19 protein-coding genes are annotated in these 19,804 nt (G+C 71.3%); 10 read left to right on the forward strand and 9 right to left on the reverse strand.

The features are described 5' to 3' along the window. Positions 1–37 precede the first annotated feature (37 nt). Positions 38–418 carry a tetratricopeptide repeat protein gene (locus IE325_RS15945; RefSeq protein WP_190070552.1) on the forward strand — a complete coding sequence of 127 codons (381 nt, stop codon included), beginning with the start codon at positions 38–40 and terminating at the stop codon, positions 416–418. A gap of 16 nt (positions 419–434) precedes the next feature. On the opposite strand, the gene IE325_RS15950 is transcribed toward IE325_RS15945, so the two are convergent. Continuing rightward, positions 435–698: a DUF6343 family protein gene (locus IE325_RS15950; protein WP_190070553.1), complete on the reverse strand. Its 264-nt coding sequence runs from the start codon at positions 696–698 to the stop codon at positions 435–437. Between the two features lie 55 nt (positions 699–753). Between IE325_RS15950 and IE325_RS15955 the strand changes: the two genes are divergently transcribed. Continuing rightward, positions 754–1,665: an acyltransferase domain-containing protein gene (locus IE325_RS15955; protein ID WP_190070554.1), complete on the forward strand. Its 912-nt coding sequence runs from the start codon at positions 754–756 to the stop codon at positions 1,663–1,665. Positions 1,666–1,765: 100 nt separating this feature from the next. Further along, positions 1,766–2,215, forward strand: coding sequence for a DoxX family protein (locus IE325_RS15960; protein ID WP_190070555.1), 450 nt, complete (start codon positions 1,766–1,768; stop codon positions 2,213–2,215). Between the two features lie 90 nt (positions 2,216–2,305). On the opposite strand, the gene IE325_RS15965 is transcribed toward IE325_RS15960, so the two are convergent. After that, positions 2,306–2,815 (reverse strand): RNA-binding S4 domain-containing protein, encoded by a 510-nt coding sequence (locus tag IE325_RS15965; protein WP_190070556.1) that lies wholly within the window; start codon positions 2,813–2,815, stop codon positions 2,306–2,308. Between the two features lie 71 nt (positions 2,816–2,886). Between IE325_RS15965 and IE325_RS15970 the strand changes: the two genes are divergently transcribed. Further along, entirely contained in the window at positions 2,887–3,588 is a 702-nt protein-coding gene (locus tag IE325_RS15970; RefSeq protein WP_190070557.1) for a uracil-DNA glycosylase, read from the forward strand. Here the strand turns inward: IE325_RS15970 and IE325_RS15975 are convergent. Next, positions 3,585–4,262: a GntR family transcriptional regulator gene (locus IE325_RS15975; protein WP_190070558.1), complete on the reverse strand. Its 678-nt coding sequence runs from the start codon at positions 4,260–4,262 to the stop codon at positions 3,585–3,587. The two genes, IE325_RS15970 and IE325_RS15975, sit on opposite strands and share 4 nt — an antisense overlap. A 160-nt stretch (positions 4,263–4,422) precedes the next feature. Here IE325_RS15975 and IE325_RS15980 point away from each other — a divergent pair, with 160 nt between their 5' ends. Beyond that, on the forward strand, positions 4,423–5,886 hold the full coding sequence (locus IE325_RS15980; RefSeq protein ID WP_190070559.1) for an NCS1 family nucleobase:cation symporter-1: 1,464 nt from the start codon (positions 4,423–4,425) through the stop codon (positions 5,884–5,886). 5 nt (positions 5,887–5,891) lie between these two features. Next, on the forward strand, positions 5,892–6,611 hold the full coding sequence (locus IE325_RS15985) for an aspartate/glutamate racemase family protein (RefSeq protein WP_190070560.1): 720 nt from the start codon (positions 5,892–5,894) through the stop codon (positions 6,609–6,611). Here the strand turns inward: IE325_RS15985 and IE325_RS15990 are convergent. The 4 genes from IE325_RS15990 to IE325_RS16005 form a co-directional block, all read right to left on the reverse strand. After that, positions 6,599–7,066 carry a GNAT family N-acetyltransferase gene (locus tag IE325_RS15990; RefSeq protein WP_190070561.1) on the reverse strand — a complete coding sequence of 156 codons (468 nt, stop codon included), beginning with the start codon at positions 7,064–7,066 and terminating at the stop codon, positions 6,599–6,601. The two genes, IE325_RS15985 and IE325_RS15990, sit on opposite strands and share 13 nt — an antisense overlap. Continuing rightward, positions 7,063–7,488: a RidA family protein gene (locus tag IE325_RS15995; RefSeq protein WP_190070562.1), complete on the reverse strand. Its 426-nt coding sequence runs from the start codon at positions 7,486–7,488 to the stop codon at positions 7,063–7,065. Before IE325_RS15995 ends, IE325_RS15990 begins: the two co-directional genes overlap by 4 nt. A gap of 80 nt (positions 7,489–7,568) precedes the next feature. Further along, a complete protein-coding gene (locus IE325_RS16000; protein ID WP_229911835.1) occupies positions 7,569–8,237 on the reverse strand; it encodes a hypothetical protein in 669 nt (222 codons plus the stop codon). 96 nt (positions 8,238–8,333) lie between these two features. After that, positions 8,334–8,948, reverse strand: coding sequence for a hypothetical protein (locus tag IE325_RS16005; RefSeq protein WP_190070563.1), 615 nt, complete (start codon positions 8,946–8,948; stop codon positions 8,334–8,336). 37 nt (positions 8,949–8,985) lie between these two features. Between IE325_RS16005 and IE325_RS16010 the strand changes: the two genes are divergently transcribed. Together IE325_RS16010 and IE325_RS16015 are read left to right on the forward strand one after the other, a co-directional pair. Continuing rightward, positions 8,986–10,908 (forward strand): tetratricopeptide repeat protein, encoded by a 1,923-nt coding sequence (locus tag IE325_RS16010; RefSeq protein WP_190070564.1) that lies wholly within the window; start codon positions 8,986–8,988, stop codon positions 10,906–10,908. Positions 10,909–10,971: 63 nt separating this feature from the next. After that, entirely contained in the window at positions 10,972–11,730 is a 759-nt protein-coding gene (locus tag IE325_RS16015) for a nucleotidyltransferase domain-containing protein (RefSeq protein WP_190070565.1), read from the forward strand. A gap of 2 nt (positions 11,731–11,732) precedes the next feature. On the opposite strand, the gene IE325_RS16020 is transcribed toward IE325_RS16015, so the two are convergent. After that, the gene (locus IE325_RS16020) at positions 11,733–15,161 is read right to left on the reverse strand and encodes an AAA domain-containing protein (protein ID WP_190070566.1); all 3,429 of its coding nucleotides are present in this window, start codon (positions 15,159–15,161) and stop codon (positions 11,733–11,735) included. Positions 15,162–15,436: 275 nt separating this feature from the next. Between IE325_RS16020 and IE325_RS16025 the strand changes: the two genes are divergently transcribed. Further along, the gene (locus IE325_RS16025) at positions 15,437–17,335 is read left to right on the forward strand and encodes an FUSC family protein (RefSeq protein WP_190070567.1); all 1,899 of its coding nucleotides are present in this window, start codon (positions 15,437–15,439) and stop codon (positions 17,333–17,335) included. 29 nt (positions 17,336–17,364) lie between these two features. Here IE325_RS16025 and IE325_RS16030 read toward each other — a convergent pair whose 3' ends face one another. After that, complete coding sequence (locus IE325_RS16030; protein ID WP_190070568.1) at positions 17,365–18,306, reverse strand: endonuclease/exonuclease/phosphatase family protein; 942 nt, start codon at positions 18,304–18,306, stop codon at positions 17,365–17,367. A 132-nt stretch (positions 18,307–18,438) separates the two neighbouring features. Between IE325_RS16030 and IE325_RS16035 the strand changes: the two genes are divergently transcribed. Beyond that, positions 18,439–19,803 carry an amidohydrolase gene (locus IE325_RS16035; RefSeq protein WP_190070569.1) on the forward strand — a complete coding sequence of 455 codons (1,365 nt, stop codon included), beginning with the start codon at positions 18,439–18,441 and terminating at the stop codon, positions 19,801–19,803. The last annotated feature ends 1 nt before the right edge of the window (position 19,804 follow it).

Raw genomic sequence — 19,804 nt, forward strand, 5'->3', positions numbered from 1 at the left:
GCGCGTTTAAGCCTCCCAGTGAGGGAAGGACTCTGCCGTGCCCGAGACCAGCGGTTCGACCGGACGTACTCCGGAGACGCATGTCATCGACTTCCGTGCCGCCGAGCAACTGCTCGACGCGCGCGATCCGCGGGGCGCGGTGAAGCTGCTCGACGGGGTCATCGCCATGCACCCGGAGAACACCGCCGCCCGGCTGCTGCGCGCGCGTGCCTTCTTCGCCGCCGCCCAACTGCGGCCCGCCGAGCTGGAGTTCACCATCGTCCTGGAGCGCGAGCCGGACAACGCGTTCGCGCACTTCGCGCTCGCCCGGACCTACGAGCGCCAGGGCCGGCCCGATCAGGCCAAGCGCCACTTCCGGCTGGCCGCCGCGCTGGACCCGAACCCGCAGTATCTGAAGGCGGCACGGTTCGACGCGTGAGCGGCGGCAGGGATGATCAGGTGCGGTTCTCGGGCGGGAGATACGGCGGTATGTCGCGGCCCGGCTGGTAGTGCGGGCCCTGGTGGATGTGTCTGAGGACCATGGTCATGTCGATCGTGATCACCAGCCACAGCACCCCGCAGGCCGCCGCCCAGCCGGGACGGCCCACCACTGCGAACGCGGCGGTGCCGAGCATCGACCACAGCAGCCCCCACACGCACAACCAGAACCGGGCCCGCAGTGCACTGCGCGCCGTCGTAGGCTCACTGCCTGTACGCATCGGGACACCACTCCCTTCTTGAAACGTACTCCTCGTTCTCGTCGCAGGGGGCCTCTTGCTGCCGGACACCGATGAACTGGCCGAAGTGCTGCTCGACCTCTCCGTACCCCATGAGGACATCAATGACCTCGTGCGGATGGGGCGGCGGGTGACGGACGACCCGGAGCTGCGACAGTTCCTGGAGCGGTCCGTCGACGAGCTCGTCCGGGGGATGGGCGAGGCCGGCGGCGCGGTCGACCTGCCCGACCTCGACTGGGCCTCGGGCCCGCTGCAGCGCTGCTTCCCCGTGTACGTGTTCGTGGCGGCGCTGCCGTACACCCGCGCCTATCACCGCGAACGCGGCATCCCGGCCGATATCTGCCGGCGCACCCTCGCCGACCTCGGGCGGAACATGGCCGTGCACCGCAGACGGTACGGCCGCGCGGGGGTGCAGGCGCCGTGGTGGCTGGTGCATCACTTCCGCGGCGAGCTGTACCAGCTGGGGCGGTTGCAGTTCGAGCGGGCGCGGCTCGGGCAGCGCACGGGCACCAGGCTCGCGGCGACGGGACTCGACCTGGGGCCGGACGCGCTCTGCCTCAATCTCCACATACCCGACTTCCTGGGGCCGATCTCCCCGGCCGTCGTCGACCGGTCCCTGGCGATGGCCCGGGAGTTCTTCCCGCTCCACTTCCCGCTGGAGCGCCACCGGGTGGTGACCTGCCACTCCTGGCTGCTGGACGCGCAGCTCAAGGAGTATCTGCCCGGCGACTCCAACATCGTCCGGTTCCAGGAGCGTTTCCGGCTCGCCCGGGAGGACCGGGAGCCGGCCGACACCGAGCCGGTCCAATTCGTCTTCGGCGACCCGGAGTTGCCGATCGAGAGCCTGCCGCGCGGCACGACCGTGGAGCGGGCCGTCGGGGACCATCTGCGGGCCGGCCGGCACTGGTACATCGGGCACGGGTGGCTGCCGTTCGAGGGGAGCGGCTGAAATTTCCGTCGTACGGCGATGAGTTGAGCGATGAGTTCGGGAGCGGGCGCCGGTCTACCTCTCTGACAGCACCACGGACCGCTGAACACAGGAGACCCCGATGTCCGAGACCACCGCCACCTCCGTCCCCTCCCGCACCGTCGTCGCCGAGTCCGCGACCCCGCGCGGCCGCCGCGCCCGGATCGCCCTGCGCGGGCTGCAGATCGTGCTCGCCCTCTTCTACGGGATCGCCAGCGCGCTGCCGAAGCTGATCGCGCACCCGTCGGCCGCCGAGGGCTTCGACGAGCTGGGCTGGGGCAGCGCGGGGATGTACACGATCGGCGCGCTCGAACTGGCCGGTGCCATAGCGCTGTTGATCCCGGTGCTGCAGTCGGTGGCGGCGATGGCGCTGAGCGCGCTGATGGTGGGCGCGTTCGTCGTGACGATCACCGCCTTCGGCGGGGAGAACGCGGCGACGCCGATCATCCTGATCGTGCCGCTCGCCCTGATCGCCTGGGCGCGGCGCGGCTCCAACGCGGATCTGCTGCGGCTGGTGCGACGACGCGCGTGAGCGCCGCAGGGTTATGCGGATACGGATGATGCCGCGCGGCGATGGCGTCCGGACCGGGCCTCTGGGCTCGCCGGACGCCTTCGCCGCGCGTCAGTGTCCGGGTGGCCGGCCCGCGCCGCCGCCCATCAGGCCGCGCAGGCGTTCCAGCTCGCGCCGGTCCCGCTTGGTCGGCCGGCCCGTGCCGCGGTCGCGGATACCGGCCGGGGCGACGGCCTCGCGCGGCGGCGGGGGAGGGGAGTTGTCGACGTAGCACTGGATCGCCACCGGGGCGCCGACCCGCTTGCGGATGAGCCGCTTGACGATGACGATCCGCTCCCGGTTCTCCTGCCGCAGCCGTACCTCGTCGCCGATGCGCAGGGAGTGGGACGGCTTCACGTTCTGGCCGTTCACCCGCACATGCCCGCCCTTGCAGGCGGTGGCGCCCATGGAGCGGGTCTTCACCAGGCGAACGGCCCAGATCCAGCTGTCGACACGCACCGACTCGCCGTTCTGCGGACCGGCGGCCTCGGCCGCGGCCACGGCGGCGGCGATCTTCGGATCGACGGCCTGCTCACCGCCGGCCGTGCTGCCGCTCTTCTCCTCGTCATCCTCGGAAGCCATGCCCCGACCTTAGTCCTCGCGGACAGACCTTGGCCTCGGCTTTCCCGCCGGGGCGGCCTTACGGTGGAGGCGTGGACGCCCTCGCCGACCTGGACCTGCGGATCGCGGGGTGCCGGGCCTGCCCGCGGCTGGTCGACTGGCGTGAGGAGGTGGCCCGCACCAGGCGCGCCGCCTTCGCCGACCAGACGTACTGGGGCCGCCCGGTGCCCGGCTTCGGCCCGCCGGACGCCCGGCTGCTGATCATCGGGCTCGCCCCGGCGGCCCACGGTGGCAATCGCACCGGGCGGATGTTCACCGGGGACCGCTCCGGCGACGTGCTGTACCAGGCGCTGTACGACGTGGGCCTCGCCTCGCAGCCCACCTCGGTCGCCGCCGACGACGGCCTGGAGCTGTACGGCGTCCGCGTCACGGCGCCGGTGCACTGCGCCCCGCCCGCCAACAAACCCACCCCGGGTGAGCGCGAGACCTGCCGCCCCTGGCTGGTCCAGGAGCTGAGGCTGCTGCGGCCGACGCTGCGGGCGGTCGTCGCCCTGGGCGCCTTCGGCTGGCAGGCGGCGCTGCCCGCGCTGACGGAGGCGGGCTGGAGCGTGCCCCGGCCGCGGCCGGGGTTCGCGCATGGGGCGCGGGTCGGGCTCGACGGGGCGGGGCGGCTGGAGCTCTTCGGGTGCTTTCACGTCAGCCAGCGCAATACCTTCACCGGCCGGCTCACGCCCGCGATGCTGCGCGAGGTTCTCGGTACGGCGGCGCGGGCGGCGGGTCTGCCGGGCCGCTAGGAGAGCTCATGCGTCGCCGCCTCGCCGAACAGCTGCCGTACCGTCGAGCGGTGGTTGGTCCGTACATGGGCGAGGGCGTGCTCGCGGGCGCGGTGCGGGTCGCCGGAGGCGATCGCCTCGTACAACTCACGGTGTTCCACGAGGAGTTGGGGCCATTCCTCATTGCGCCGGGTCATCCAGCGCAGCCGGCCGGCGACCGGCTCCAGGGCCTCAATCAGCAGGGTGTTGCCCGCCATGGCCACGATGCGGTCGTGCAGCCGGCTGTTGACGTCCGTGATCACTTCCGCGTCCCCGGCCTCGGTCGCGGCGGCCGCCTGGTCGAGCAGCTGCTCCACCTCGGCCAGGTCCTGTGGCGTGGCGCGGGACGCGGCGAGTCCGGCCGCGTACACCTCCAGGGCCTCGCGCAGCTCGAAGAGCTCGTTGACATCGGCCGGGGTGAGCCGGCGGACGACCGTACGGCGGGCCGACTCGAACTGGACGAAGCCCTCCACCACCAGGGCCCGGATCGCCTCGCGGACCGGTACGCGCGAGACCCCGAGGCGCTCGGCGAGCTCGCGCTCGACAAGCCGGTCACCTGGGCGGAGCCGGCCGGCGATGATGTCCTGCCGCAGGGTCGCCAGGACGCGTTCCCGTACCGCGCCGATGGGTTCGACCTTCGTCGTGGAGCTGCTCATGGAGCCATCTTCGCCGACTCGGGGTGTGATTTACGGAGCGTTAACAGGAGCGACATCGGTCAGAACTGTTGACGGGAGGACCATGTCCGCAGTTTGGTATACCAAACGCCCTCCACAAGCATCACCCAGCAGTCCTCCGTCCCTGGCTCCTGGAGGCCCCGTGTCCCTCGCCGACCGTGCCGAAGTCACCGGCACAGCGACATTCGTCCCCGATCCCCGGCTCACCAACGAAGACCTCGCGCCCGCGGACAAGCGCAAGTGGAAGGTCTTCGACCTCTTCGCCCTGTGGATGTCCGACGTCCACAACCTCGGCAACTACACCTTCGCGGCCGGCCTGCTGGTCCTCGGCATGAACGTGTGGCAGGTCTTCACCTCCCTGCTCGTCGGCTTCGTGCTGATCTACGTCGGCATGAACTGGATGGGGAAGATCGGCCAGCGCCACGGCGTCCCCTTCCCCGTCGTCAGCCGCATCAGCTTCGGTGTCTGGGGCGCCAACATCCCGGCGCTGATCAGGGCCGTGATCGCCATCATGTGGTACGGCATCCAGACCTATCTGGCCTCGGTCGCGGTGAACGTGATGCTGCTGGCCGCCTGGCCAGGGCTGGAGTCCTGGACGCACAGCTCCTTCCTCGGCCTGCACGCGCTCGGCTGGGTCTCCTTCCTCTCCCTCTGGCTCATCCAGGCGCTGATCATCAGCCAGGGCATGGAGTCGGTGCGGAAGTTCCAGGACTTCTGCGGCCCGGCGATCTGGGTCGTGATGATCGCGCTGGCGGTCTGGGTCCTCGCCAAGGCCGGCTGGACGATCTCGCTCACGTCCACCCCGCACCCGGTGTCCGTGGGGGAGCAGTGGCGACAGTGGTTCGGCGCGATCGGCCTGATCCTCGCCACGTACGGCACGCTGATGCTCAACTTCTGCGACTTCTCGCGCTTCGCCCCCGACTACCGGACGGTCCGCAAGGGCAACTTCTGGGGTCTGCCCATCAACTCCACGGCGTTCGTCGTCGTCTCGGTGATCGTCACAGCCGGTTCGCTCGAGGTGTTCGGCGAGGCCATCACGGACCCGGCCGAACTGGTGGCCAAGGTCGGCAACACCTGGGTCCTGGTCCTGGCGGCGCTGACCTTCGCCATCGCCACCATGGGCGTCAACATCGTCGCCAACTTCGTCTCACCGGCGTACGACCTGGCCAACGTCTGGCCGCAGAAGATCACCTTCAAGGTCGGCGGCATGATCAGCACGGTCGCGGCGCTGGTGGTGACCCCGTGGAACCTCTTCTCGAACCCAACGGTCGTCAACTACTTCCTGGGTGGCCTCGGCGCCTTCCTGGGCCCGCTGTTCGGCGTCATCATGGTCGACTACTACCTGGTCAAGCACGGCCGGATCGACGTGAACGAACTCTTCTCCGCCGAGCCCGGTTCGCGCTACTACTACCGCAAGGGCGTCAACCCCAAGGCGCTGTGGGCGTTCCTGCCGGCGGCGGGGGTCGCGGGGGTGCTGGCGCTGGTGAAGACGTTCGGCGAGGTGGCGCCGTACTCCTGGTTCATCGGGACCGCGATGGCGGCGGGTGTGTATCTGGTGCTGTGCCGCGATGAGCGCGCGGCCGTGTCCTCGGCGCGGGAGGTCTGAAGGACGTGCGGATCGTCGTCACCAACTGCAACACCACGCAGGAGATGACCGAGGAGATCGTACGAGGTGCCCGGGCCGCCGCAGGCCCGGGCACCACCGTGCTCGGGCTGACCCCCGCGTGGGGCCCGGAGTCGGCGGAGGGCTGGCTCGACAGCTACCTCTCGGCCGCGGCCGTCATGGACGCTCTGCGCACGTACGAGGGCCCCGCCTACGACGCGGTCGTCATGGCCGGCTTCGGCGAGCACGGGCGGGAGGGCGTCCGGGAGCTGGTCGACGTACCCGTCGTCGACATCACCGAGGCCGCCGCCCATCTGGCCTGCCTCCTCGGCCGGCGCTACGGCGTGGTGACCACGCTGGAGCGGTCCTGCGGACAGATCGAGGACAGCCTGGAGCTGGCCGGGGTCGGGCGGAACTGCGCCGCCGTGATCGGCACCGGGCTCGGCGTGCTGGAGCTGGAGGACACCGAACGCACGGAGGCCGCCTTCCTGACGGCCGCCGAGCGGGCACGGGACGCCGGCGCCGAGGTGCTCGTGCTGGGCTGCGCCGGGATGACCGGATTGCAGCAGACCGTGTCGGAGAAGCTGGGGCTTCCGGTCGTCGACGGGGTCGGGGCGGCCGTCAAACTCGCCGAGTCGCTGGTGGGACTGGGGCTGGGGACCAGCCGGGTCGGGGGGTATGCGAGGCCGTTGCCGAAGCGGCGGGCGTGGGGCACTCAGGCCGGGTGAGCGTGCCCCGGACGCCAGACGTACCGCACGTCCGGCTCCCGCTCCTCGTTCCCACCCCCGTCCGTGTACTCGACGGCGACGAAGCCATGGCGCTCGTAGAACCGTTGGGCGGGCCTGTTGACCTGGAAGGTCCACAGGCTCAGCCCGTCCGGGCGCCGCTGCTTGGCGAGCGCGACGAACCGGCCCCCGATGCCGCGCCCACACCACTCGGGATCGAGATAGAGCTGCGAGAGCAGATCGCCGTCGAGGACCATGACCCCGACGACCCGATCGGCGGCCTCGGCCACCCACGTCTCCCGCAACAGCACCACCACCTCCCGGAAATACGTCCGCACCTCGTCGTCGGAGCGCGGCCGTACGACGGTCGGCAGCGCGGCGGCGAACGACCGCAGCCACACGTCGGCGGCGGCACCGGCATCGGTGGGCAGGGCGCGGCGCAGGGCGACGGCGGTCATGACGGCGTCCCCTCCGCGGGTTGGTCGGGAACCACGGCGGTGGCCGTGATCTCCACCAACTGCCCCGAGTACCCGAGGCAGGCCACCCCGAGAAGCGTCGAAGAATGAGGCCCGCTGCTCAGCCCGGACGCCTCGACGACCTCCCACACGGCGGACAGTACGGCGGTGTCACCGCTCACGACGTACACGTCGGTCGACAGGACATGGCCCAAGTCGCTGCCGATCGCGCGGAGTTGTTCCCGGAGATTGGCGATCACCTGCTCGGCCTGCCGCACCGGGTCGCCCTCCCCGACGAGGTTCCCGCCGGTGTCGAGCGGCACGGAACCGGCGAGGAAGGCGAGCCTGGTGCCGGCTTCGACGATGGAGGCGTGGGAGTAAGTGGGGGGTGGGAAGAGGGCGGGGGAGGTGACGCGTCGGATCATGGGGGCTCCTGACGTGTGGGGCGGCCTACGACCCGCCGATCATCCGCGCCCGCACAAGGGCACGCATCCGAATTTCCCCCTCACTCCCGCAGTCGGCGCTCGCATTCCCGCGCCAGCTCCGGGTACGCCTTCGCGATCGCCGCGTAGACGCGTCGGCGCAGCAGTTCCTCGGCTGCCGCGCGGCCGATACGGCCGTGCAACGCGTTCTCATCGAGGCTCCCTTCGTCGCGGGTCACCCGATGGCGCAGATAGTCGACCTTCCAGCGGTCGAGGACGTCCGCGGCGGCTCCCTCGACCGTAGCGGCACCCGTGACCGCGGCGGGGCGTCCGCCATGGCTTCCCCGCCAGGACCTTCGCTCCTCCTCCCGCCGGTTGCGGTGCCGGACCGCCTGTGCGGCCAGGGTCCCCGGAGCCAGTCGCGGCACCTGGAGGGGCAACGCCGCGATCCGCGTCAGCACCTCCCGCCGCCTGCGCAGAGCCGCGGCCCGCGCGGCGGCGGACCGGCGCGCGGCGACCGCCGAGGCGGCCCGGAACTCCTCGCTCTGCTCGGCGGCCTCGACACGCTCGATGCTGTAGAGGCGGGTCTGCGGGGCGGAGTGGAAGTGCGGATGGGAGCGCAACAGATCGGGTTCACCGAGCAGTTGCCGCACCATCGCGGGTGTCCACCCTCGGGCCCGCAGCCCGGCTGCGGAGAGATGCTTACGCTGCCCCTCGGGACTGTTCTCGTCCGTCGTAGCCTTCGTCGTCATCGATGGTTCCCCCGTCGTCATTACGCTGAGTGACGACTCCATTGATAACGCGTGGCACTGACAACGGGCCCGATCAGCCGTCGCTCGCCGACGCGCTCAACTCCCCGGACCGCCAGCTCCCCCTGGCTCGTCTGGAGCGCGCCCTGGGCCCGGGGGACGAGGAGGGCGCGGTGCCGGCAGGTCGATCAGGTCGCACACCCCGGCTACCTCTTGGAGGGTCCGCGCCAGCGAGAGCAGCGTCAGCCGCGCCCCAGTGATCTCACGTCGCAGCTCGTCCGCGTGCTGCCAGGCTCGCTCATGCGTCACGGGATCCTGGCCGTGCGGTCGCTGGGACTCATAGGACTTGAGGCGGGGATGCCACGACGTGAGCAGCGGTCGCAGGACTCGGTTGAGGACGGTCAGGGCGATGATGCCGAAGCTGAAATGCCCCGGGGCCATCGGGGGAGCCACTTCGGGGCCGTAGCGGCGGAGGATCTCTCGTGTGGTGTTGAAGAAGGTGTGGAGAGAGGACAGGGTTTCGCGTAAAACGCCCTCGTCCGCGCCGAGCTCCTCGATCGGCACGCGCGTGACCAGCTCGACATAGAGCTCCCAGGCCGCCCTGCGCTCCGTGTCGGCCGGCTCCCATGTGCCGGAGATCTCGCCGACCAACGGAATCGTCAGCTTGGCGTTGATCTGCGACGGGCCGCCACGGCTACGCCGCTTGCGTCTCATGATCGCCCTCCCCGCACCCGCAGTAGGCTGCGTTTCTGTGTGGGACGTCTTCCTCAGCTATAGCCGCGGCGATGTGGAGCGGGTTCGTCCGCTGGCGCGAGCGCTGCGCGACGGCGGGCTCAAGGTGTTCACGGATGAGGCTGGAGTCGCGTCGTTCACCGGCATCAGCGACACCATCCGGCGCGAACTGACCCGATCAAAGGCCCTCCTCGCGTACTACTCCACCGGCTACCCCGAGCGAGAGGCCTGCCAGTGGGAGCTGACCACCGCCTATCTGGCGGGACTCGCGGAAGGCGATCCGCGGCTCCGTGTCATGGTCGTGAACCCGGAACCACACACGGACCACATTCACCCTGTCGAACTTCGTGACGCCCGCCATGCTTCGGACACCGACCTCGACACCCTTGTCGCCGACGTATGCGACCACACTGCCCGACTCGACGGGCACATAAGCATCAGGGAACAGGGCGTGCGACGCTGGCTGTTGGGCACACCCCAGTCGCGCCCTGAGTTCTTGGGACGGCTCTCTGAGCTCTGGCAGGTGCACTCCGCCCTGCATGCCCATGCCGCGCCGCTCATCACCGGCCGCGCTGCGGCGCATGCTGTTCAGATCCGGGGCATGGCGGGCATCGGAAAGACTCTGCTCGCTCAGGAATATGCACTCCGCTTCGCTGCGGCGTATCCAGGTGGGATCTTCTGGGTGAATGGCTCGTCGTACGACGATTCGGTGCGTGCTCTTGGCTCCAATGATCTGTTCGGGTACTTCGAAGCCAAGGGCGAGCCCTTCCTCTGGATCGTCGACGCCGTACCCGTCGGCCGGTTCACTGTGCGAGAGATCCTGGCGATGGCAGCACCACATCCCCTCGGCCACAGCCTCTACACCCTCCGCAGCCGTGCCTATGACGCTCTCGGTACCTCAGTAGACCTGGGGCCGCTCGACGTATCCCACGCGCGCGTGCTGGTCGGCGGAGACGAAGCGTTGGCCGAAGCGGTCGGCGGCCATCCCCTCGTTCTGGGTCTGCTGGGGCGAGCCGTCAGCGCCGGCCACCATCCCCGCACTCTTCACGACGGGCTGTACGCCCGTGCCGGCTCTCTCCTCGACACGCTCGCGGACGAGGATGTGACGGCCTCTCTCATCCGGGACGCCGACACTGTGGAGGCCGCCGACGTACTCCGCTGCGCGGCCGCCCTCCATCCACTACCGTTCACCACCAGGGACGCGGCATGCATCCTGGCCGCCGCCGATCGAGTCCCCCAGGTCGTGGCCGACCGGCGTGCTGCCAACGGTGTCGCGCAGCTACACGCCCGTAGCCTGCTGGCCGCCGCAGCCGACGAACGCTGGTCCCTGCACCCGGTGACCCAGCACGCCTGGCACCACCATGACCCGGCCCCTGCCCGCGCGGAAGCCCTGCGTCATGCTGCTCTGCGCACCCTGGCCGACCGCCGCGATTCCCGCGCCCCGGCTACGCTGGCCTTCCCGGGCACCCGGAGGGAGGCACCCATGGCAGCGCCCAGTGAGCCGGAACGGATGGCCGCCTACGACATCCAGGTAGAGCTGGTCACCCGGATCGGGGTCCAGGAGCTTGAACCGGGCACGGGGAGCCTGCGCGAAGCGCTGGAATCCCTGAAGGCCCTGATCGACATCACGCGTGCGACGCTGCACACGTACAGCGTGAGCCTGGAGGGCAGCTCGGAGAGCGGCGCGTCGACGGTCCAGAACCTCGCCTATGCCCTGATCAACGAGGCGATTCGCCCCTTCACCAGCGTGTGGCATCCGCGCCTCGCCGCTTACGAGGCTCGCTGTCCGGCGGATGTGTCTCCCCTGGACCACGAGGCTGCCTGGCAGGAGGCTGACACGATGCGGGCCGAACTGACGGTGCTGCGCGCCCCGTTGGTGCGGATCGTGCAAGGGCTGGGCGCCATCTCCGGAGCGGACTTCGGCGTAGCGGCCACAGGATGAGGCTCCCCGTCAGCCGCCCGTAATTGCGTAGAGACGTCCCCCACCCCTCCGTACGCTGCCCCCATGCCCACCCCCGAAGACCCCGCCTTCCTCAACCACACCGCCGACCGCCTCGCCGAACTCCCCACCATCCAGGCCGTCGCCCTCGGCGGCTCGCGGGCCCAGGGCACGCATCGGCCCGACAGTGACTGGGACCTCGCCGTCTACTATCGCGGCTCCTTCGACCCGGCCGACCTGCGCGCCCTCGGCTGGGCGGGCGAGGTGTCCGAGGTCGGTGGCTGGGGTGGGGGTGTCTTCAACGGGGGAGCGTGGCTGACGATCGAGGGGCGGCGGGTGGATGTCCACTATCGCGATCTCGATGTGGTGGAGCGGGAGCTGGCGGAGGCGGAGGAGGGGCGGTTCCGGGTGGAGCCGTTGCTGTTCCATCTCGCGGGGATTCCCAGCTATCTGGTGGTCGCGGAACTGGCGATCAATCAGGTGCTGCGCGGCTCGCTGCCGAGGCCCGACCGCTACCCGGAGAAGCTGCGCCGGACCGCGAGCGAACGCTGGCACGGCACCGCCCGGGCCACCCTCGCCTACGCCAAGGCCAACCACGCCCCGGCCGGCCGCCTCACCGAGGTCGCGGGCGCCCTCGCCACGGCGGCCGTGCAGAACGGGCACGGTGTGTTGGCGGCGCGTGGGGAGTGGGTGACCAACGAGAAGCGGTTGCTGGAGCGGGCCGGGTTGCGGGGGGTGGACCGGATCCTCGGGGGTCTGCGGCCGGATGCGGAGGCCTTGCTGGAGGCGATCGCCGATGCCGAGACGATGTTCGGGGTGGCGTAGGGTCAGACCCGCCGTGCCTTCGGCACCAGTCGCGCGTCCTCCCCGTACACCTCGCGCATCGCCCCGCATGGGGCGGGTTGGCGCTGCGGGCAGGCCCAGGCCCAGTAGTGGGACTTGCCTTTGTTCTTGGCGTCTGCCCTGTACTTTCTGACCTCCATGTCGACATGGCACCTGGGGCACTGCTCCGGGTGTGAGAACGCCTCCGCATGCTCGTGCTCCAGGAGGGAGCGGGCGAAGCGGGTGCCGCGGAAGCGGACCATGATTTCTCGGCGGGCGCCGCCTCCTGTCGGGGTGGAGAGGGTGTTGAGGCTGCCGAGGAACGTCGTGCGGTCGTCCACTACGAGGATCTTCTGGTGCATTGTTCTGATGCGGACCAACTGGCTTACCGCTGCGGTCAGTTCGGGGAGGCGGTGGGCCGCGTCCTCGGCCGTTCTCGGATCGTGCAGCTGGTGTTGCAGACCCTTGTCGGCGTCCTCCACCACGAACGCCACGACACGTACGCCGCGTTGGCGCGCCGCGTAGAGGTGGGGGAGGACTTCCCACAGGCGTTTGTAGTACCAGGGCGCCCATAGCCACACGCTCTGGCGGGCGTTGTCGATGGCTTCGAGGGCGGCCGGGAAATAGCTCTGCTCGTCGTAAATCGCGTCCCAGCGGACGTGGCCGTCGAAGGCCTGCCAGATCTCGTGGTGGACGGGGGTGAATTCCTGCGGGATGTCCGACTCGTCGAGGCCGAGGAGTTGGGATGCCCGTACGCCGAGGATGCGGCGGTTCGGGCCGGGGGTGGCGAGATCGCGGACGTGAGCGAGGACTGTGCCCTCCTTCGCCTGCGATATGGCCGCCCAGGCGGCGACGACGTAGACGCGTCTTCTCGCCCTCGTGGCACCGACGTTGAAGAGACGGGCGCCGTTGCGGGCGTAGTCCCACGGGTCCTGCATGCTGCCCCGGCCGGTCCAGCCGAGGCGGCGGCCGTCCTCCACCAGGTCGAGGACCACCACGTCGAACTCGCGGCCCTGGAAGCGGTGCGCCGTGCCCACCTCCACCGCCGGGGAGCGGTGCAGGCTGTCCTGGTCGGCCAGCCAGTCGTGGGTGATGTCGGCCTGTGCGTTGTACGGGGTGACGATGCCGACCGACTCGCCCTGGTCCCGGTGGCGTTCGGCGAGCGCCTGGGAGATGACGCTGCCCGCCGTCCACCAGCGGCCCTTGCCCTTGCTGGGGGTGCGGGCGAGGCCGAGGCCGCCGTCATCGAGCTGGTCGGTGGTGATCAGTACGATCTCGGGGTCCCTGTCGCGTTCCCGGGCGGCCACCCCGGACACCAGCCGTGGGCCGTCGGCGCGGTCGCTGCCGTATGCGATGCGGTTGACCAGTTCCGCCACGTCCGGGCCGAACCGGTGTGTGGTCAGGAGTGCCGCGCAGCCCTCGTGGGCCAGGGCCTCGTCGGGGCTGCGGATGCCGACGAGTTCGAAGCAGTCGCGTATCAGCCAGCGGGCGAGGTTCGGCTCAGTGGGGGTCTTCTCGTGCTTCACGGCGCCCAACTGGCAGAAATCTCCCAGCAGTACGGCCGTCTCCTGGGCCTTCGCGACCGCCACGACGATCTCCGGGACGAGCGCCGCCGCGGCCTCGTCCACCAGGACCACGTCGTACGGCCCCTCCGCCACTGCCCTGTTGATACGGGTCCGGGCCAGCGTGGTCGCCACGACCTGCGCGTCGCGGACGATCTCGGGCTCCGCCTGGGCGCGCAACCGGGCGAGATCTTTGAGCAGTTGCTCGTGCCTGCGCTCCAGGTGCTCGATCTCCTCGATGAGCGGCTTGGTCTCCTTGCGCAGTGCACCCCGCTCGTTGTCGAGTTTCGGGAGGCCCGCCCGGCGTGCCGCGTCGATGAAGGGCTGGTCCTCGGGGAGCGGTCGGGGATGGCGCTCCTCGGCGTCGGCGAGCTCTGCGACGGCCTGGGTCAGCTCGGACTGTGCGGCCGAACGGTGGACGAGGGCGGCGGCCTCTTCTTCGCGGGCGGCTGACACGGCGTCGGCTCGGCGGTCGAGCTCGGCCTCGTCGACCGGGTGCGCGGCCGCGCGCGCCGCCCGGATCTGCGGCCGGAGGATGCCGCACTGCCGCTCGTACTGCCGTACGGCGTCCAGGGCCGATGCGGCTGCGCGCCGCCATGTCGTGTCGAGCCCGGCGACGTGGTGGCCGAGTTCGGTCCGGCGTGGCTTGGTGCGGCGCCGGGCGAACACCCCCTTCTCCCTTTCCAGGGCGTCGAGTTCGCGCCGTGCCTCCCACAGTTCGCCCTCGGCGCGCCGGGCGGCGGACTGGGCCTGGAGCGTCTCGCTCTCCATGCCGTCGAGGACGCCCTGCAGCCGCGCGGCCTCGGCAAGTTGGGCCCGCTGCGGGGCCAGGGCCTCCAACGCCGCGGTCCGCTCGCGCGTTACGGCTGCGGCCTGCTCGTACGCCTCGGTGGCGGCGGCCACGGGCACCTGCCGTTCCTCCGCCTGCCGGGCGAGGTCGTCCAGCAACGCACCGTTCCTGATCCGTCGCCGGGCATCGGCGTAGGCCTCGGGGTCGTAGCCGGAGAGGAGCTGGTCGAGGTCGCGGAGGCGGCTCAGCTCGGGTGATGCCCGGAGCGCGATCAGTTCGGCCTCCGCCTCGGCCCGTTCGTTCTCCTTCTCCTCCAGCCGCGCCCGCACCAGCAGCGGCAGCGAGACCCGGTCGTCCTTGGCCACGGAGGCCAGGTGGGGCGTGCCGACCCGGACCATCTCACCCGGCTTCAGGCCGATCCTCGTCCGGATGGCGCCTTCGAGGGCGTTGTCCACAGCGATGTTGGTGCCGGAGACCAGCAGGACCCGCTTGCCCCGGGTCATCAGGTCGTCCAGCGCGCGTTTGAGGACGGTCGTCTTGCCCGTGCCCGGCGGTCCCCAGACCAGCCGTATGCCGGGAGTCGTGCAGGCCAGGTACGCCTGTGCCTGCGCCCCCTGGAGCACTCCGCCGGCGGCCGTGCTCGTGGGCCGGGCGACGGCGGAGAGGCGCCCGGTGACGAGTTGTTCCGCGAGGCCCGGCTCCTCCAGCGACGTCAGCGCGTCGCGCAGGGACCGCTCCAGGAAGTCCGCGGGGCGGCCGATCGCCCACAGGCCGAGGCCGGCGGCGGGCGCGTGGGCGCCGACCTGGAGTCGTATCCGCTCCGGTTCCACGGCGTACGAGATCACCCGGTACCCCGCGCTGTCCGTGCCTGGGAGCTCCGTGGGCGCGGCCAGCCGCATCTCCGTGAGGTCGTCCGGGTTGACCGACCGTTTGTAGGTGGACAGCGCGTACCAGCCGTCGCCGAGCCGGCGGACGTCGCCGTAGTACTTGGGTTTTGGCTTGGCGGTGCGGGACGACGTCCCGGCGGTGTCGACGCAGAGTCGTCGGACGGCCTCCGACATCTCCTCCAGCCAGCGCGCCATTCATCGTCTCCGCTCACCTGACCGCCACGAGAGGTGAGCATGATCGACGCGGGGAGGGAGTGTCGTCCAGGGCGCATCGGGGCATGGGCGGCGCACGGTCGCGGGGTGGCCGGAAGCGATTGCGTTCATAAAGAACTCGCCTCTCGCACCAACCGTCACATCGCGGAAATACAGCAGCCCCGTTTCCGCCCCCACCTCCCCCTACCGTGGACACCACAGCCCGGCCACCGTCGCCCGAAGGCACCCACCCCCGCCCTCGCCCCGACAGGAGCCCCGTGTCCCGCCCCGCACGCCCGGTCCTCTCCCTTCCGCCCTGGCTCGCCCACACTCTGCGCACCCAGCGTGGTCCGGTTCCCTGGAGTGCCGTCACGCGTGGGGCGTTGGCCGCCGGGCCGCTGCTTCTCGTCGCCGTGCTAGCCGACCGCACCTCCCTCGGTGTCGTCGCCGCCATCGCCGCCATGCTCGCCGGTGTCAATGACCGTCCCGGCAGCCGCCGAGCGTCCGTCAGGCGGCTCGGGGTGCCCGCGATGGCGGGTGCGGCCGGGCTGTTCGTCGGGACGTATGCCGGGGAACACCTCGGGGCCGTACCGCTCACGCTGGTGCTGACCTGCCTCGGGCTGGTCGCCGGTGGCATCAGTGCCGTCGGGGCCGTGGCCTCCGGGGCCGGTACGCAGATTCTCGTCGCCGCTGCGATCGGGGCCGGGATGCCGTTGCCCGAGAGCGGGTGGATGCGGGCGGTCGCCTATCTCGGCGGGGCGGCGTGGCTGGTGGCGCTGCGGCTCGTGCCTCCCACGCCCGGGGCGCTCGTCGGGGACTTCCGGTTCGACGGGGAGCGGGACGCCGTGGCGGGGGTGTACGACGCCGTCGCCGAGCTGCTCGACGCCGTCGCCACACCGCACGCCAACGCCCGCCGCGTCGCCCTCACCGCCGCCCTCGATCACGCCCAGGACGCCCTCACCGGGCCCCGGCTGCGGCGGTTCGCCTCCTCGTCCGCCGAGCGGCGGCTGCACGCGCAGTACGCCGCGGCCCTGCCGCTCGGCGAGGCCGCCACCGCGCTCGCCTGGGCCGGCGAGGCGGTGCCGGGACGCGCCTCCGAAGGGCCCCGGCGCCTCGCCGCCGCCGTGCGCGGCAACACCCACACCGGGCCCCTGCCCGCGCCGTCCCGCTCCGCGCCCGCCCTGCGCGCCCTCGACGACGCCCTGCTGCATGCCGCCGAGGCCTTCGACCGGGGGAGGGAGAACAGGGACCTGCACACTCGGCGCCGTAGCGTGAAAGATCTTGTCCGGGCCGTGTTCGGGGCCGGTGGCAGGGAGTACGGGCTGCGGGTCGGCCTCTGCTTCGGGGCCAGCGCCGGGATCGCCCAGGCCCTGCACCACGCCCAGTGGTACGGGCAGCACGAGCACTGGTACTGGCTCCCGGCCACCGCCGTCTTCCTCGTCAAGCCCGACCTCGGGCCACTGGTGTCCAGGGTGCTGTGCCGGGCCGCCGGCACCGTGCTGGGGGCGCTGCTGTTCGCCGGGTTCGCGGCCGTGCTGCCCCGGCCGGAAGGGCTCATCGCGCTGGTCGCGCTCAGCGGGGCTCTGATTCCCGTCGCCACGCGGCACTTCGCCGCGCAGACCGCCGTCGTGACCGTCCTGGTGCTCGCCCTGGTGATGGTGGGCGGCGAGCCGCAGGCCTCCGTGAGCCGGATCGGGGAGACGCTGCTCGCGTGCGCGATCGTGCTCGTCGTCGGGCATCTGCCGATGCCGGGGCAGCGGGGCGGGGGTGTGCGGGCGCGGCTCGGTGCGGCGGGGCGGGCCGCGTACGGCTATCTCGACCATGTCCTTCGTGAGTCCGACGGGGTCGCGCACGGCGGGGCCGATGCCCGTGCCCTGCGCTGGACCCTCCGCCGTGAGGCCTACCGGGCGCTCGCCGAGGCCCGTACCGCCATCGCCCTCGCCGCCGCCGAACTGCCCGCGCTCGCCCGGCACACGGAGGGCGCGGACGATGTCGTCGCCACCCTCGAACGGCTCGTCGACACGACGACCGCGTGCGCCGTCCACCTGGACGACTCGGGGCGGCTCACGCCCTGGCACCTCGCCGAGCTCAACGAGCTCCTCGATGAACTCGCCGAGGAGCGCGACCGGGTCGGGCTGCGGATCCCGGAGGCTCCTGAGGTGCCACTCGCCGGGTGATGCCGGAGCCGTATGGCTGCACGGGCCTCCTAGGCCTCGACCCGCACCCAGACCGGCGCGTGGTCCGAGCCCGCCTCGCCTCGTCGTCGCTGCGGATCCGGGCCTATCGACGGCAGTTCCGGCGCATCGGCCGCCCCCGTCCCCGCCGCTGTCACCCGGTGGACCAGGCGGTGGCTGCACAGTATGTGGTCGATCAGCTCACGGCGGCCGGAGTTGACGCGTGAGAAGCGCTGCTCGGCCGGGATCAGCGGTGCCACGTTCCACAGGCGGTGCGCGTCGCCCTTGTCCCGCACCTCGAAGCCGGGCGTGCCGATCTCCGAGCCGGGCGGGCCCAGCAGGATCTGGGTGGTCGCCGCCTGCACCTCGTCGTTCAGATCGCCGACGACCGCCACGTCCCGCTCGCGTCCGTCACCCGCCAGCAGCACGTCCGCCAGCGCGCGCAGCGCCGTCGCCTCGGCCGCCCGCCGGTAGAGGGCGTAGGCGCCGTAGCGGGCGCGTTCGCCCTCGTCGCGCGGGTTGAAGCGGTTGCCGGGGTAGGACAGCAGTTTCGACTTGAGATGGGCGACCGCCACGCGCAGCGGTTCCGTCCCCGTCTCCACCGCCAGGAAGCCACGGCCCGACTGTGTCACCGTGCCACCCGTGTCGTCCGTCTGCACCGGGATCAGCTTCTCCGGGAAGGCGGATGTGTCGTGCAGGACACGCAGCGGCGTGCGGCTGAGGAAGCCGACGCGTATGCCCCGGCCGTCCGGGTGTTCGGAGAGCGCGACGTGCCAGTCGCCGGGCAGCAGTCCGACCAGATCCCGCAGGGCCTCCGGGTCCCCGACCTCCTGCACGCCGAGCAGCGCCGGGTCGAGACCGGTGACGACCGCCGCCAGCGCCGCGAGCTTCGTCTCGTACGTCGCCTTGTCCTTGGGGCCGAACTCGCCGCCGGGCCGGTAGAGGTTCTCCAGGTTCCAGGTGCCGAGGATCATGCCGGGCTCCTTCCAGAAGCCGGGGGCCGTGACGTGGCCAGCCTGCCCGCGCGCCGGGCCCGTGCGACAGACCCCCGACCGGATGCGCGGTTCACCTCACGCGACCCGACGACCACGTCGTACGTTGGCGTGATGACGCCTTCTCCCGCAGAAGCTGCCGCCGACCTCATCATCACCGGATGCACCGTCCTCGTGCACGACGATCAAGAGGGGATCGGGTTCGAGGAGAACGCCGCGATCGTCGTGCACGGCGGGGTCATCGAGTCCGTCACGGCCGCCGGCGCGGTGCGCGGGCGGGCCGCCGTCGAGCGGATCGACGCCGGCGGGCAGGTCGCGCTTCCCGGGCTCGTCAACTGCCATACCCACGCCCCGATGGTCACCCTGCGCGGTGTCGCCGAGGACCTGCCCATCGAGGAGTGGTTCAACGACGTCGTGTGGCCGATCGAGTCCAACCTCACGGAGCGGGACGTGGAGTTGGGGGCACGGCTGGCCTGCGCCGAGATGATCCGTGGCGGCGTGACCTGCTTCGCCGACCACTACTTCTCCATGGACGCCGTGGCCGCCGTGGTCGAGGAGTGCGGGATGCGGGCGCATCTGGGCGAGGCATTCTTCTCCTCCCAGGGGGCTCAAGGGCGTGAGCGGTCACTGGAGTTCGCGCTACGGCATCGCGGTGGCGCCGGCGGCCGTATCACCACCGCCCTCGCCCCGCACGCCCCCTACACCGTCGACGACGCCGACCTCGCCGCCACCGCAGACCTCGCCCGCGAGCACGGCCTGCCCGTCCATCTGCACGCCGCCGAGAACCGCGACCAGGCCGAGACCAGCCTCGCCCGGCACGGCGTCACCCCCATCGAGGTCCTGCGGCGCACCGGCATCCTCGACACCGACGTCCTCATCGCGCACGGCACCGGCATCCTCGACCGCGACCTGCCGATTCTGCGGGACGCCTCCGGCCGCGTCGCCGTCGCCACCGCCCCCCGCGGCTACCTCAAGTTCGCCTGGCCCACCACGACACCCGTACGCGCCCTGCACGACATCGGCATCCCCGTCGGCCTCGCCACCGACGGAGCCGCCTCCAACAACACCCTCGACGTCTGGGAGTCGATGACCCTCACCGCCCTCATCCAGAAGTCGACCACCGGCGACCCCCGCTGGCTGACGTCCCGTCAAGCCCTGCACCACGCCACACTCCAGAGCGCCCGCGCGATCGGCCTCGGCGACAGCCTCGGCACCCTCGCACCCGGCCGACGCGCCGACATCATCCTGATCGACCTCACCGGCCCGCACACCCAGCCCGTGCACGACCTCGCCGCGACCCTCGTGCACAGCGCCCGCTCCTCCGACGTACGGACGACGATCGTGGACGGGCGGGTGCTGATGCGGGACCGGGAGCTGTTGACGATCGATGTGCCGGGAGTCGTACGGGAGTTGGGGGAGCGGATGCCGGCACTCCTGGACCGCGGTCACGGCCGGCGGATCCAGGACTACGACACCTGAG

The sequence above is a fragment of the Streptomyces lanatus genome (genome assembly GCF_014655715.1).
Taxonomy (GTDB): domain Bacteria; phylum Actinomycetota; class Actinomycetes; order Streptomycetales; family Streptomycetaceae; genus Streptomyces; species Streptomyces lanatus.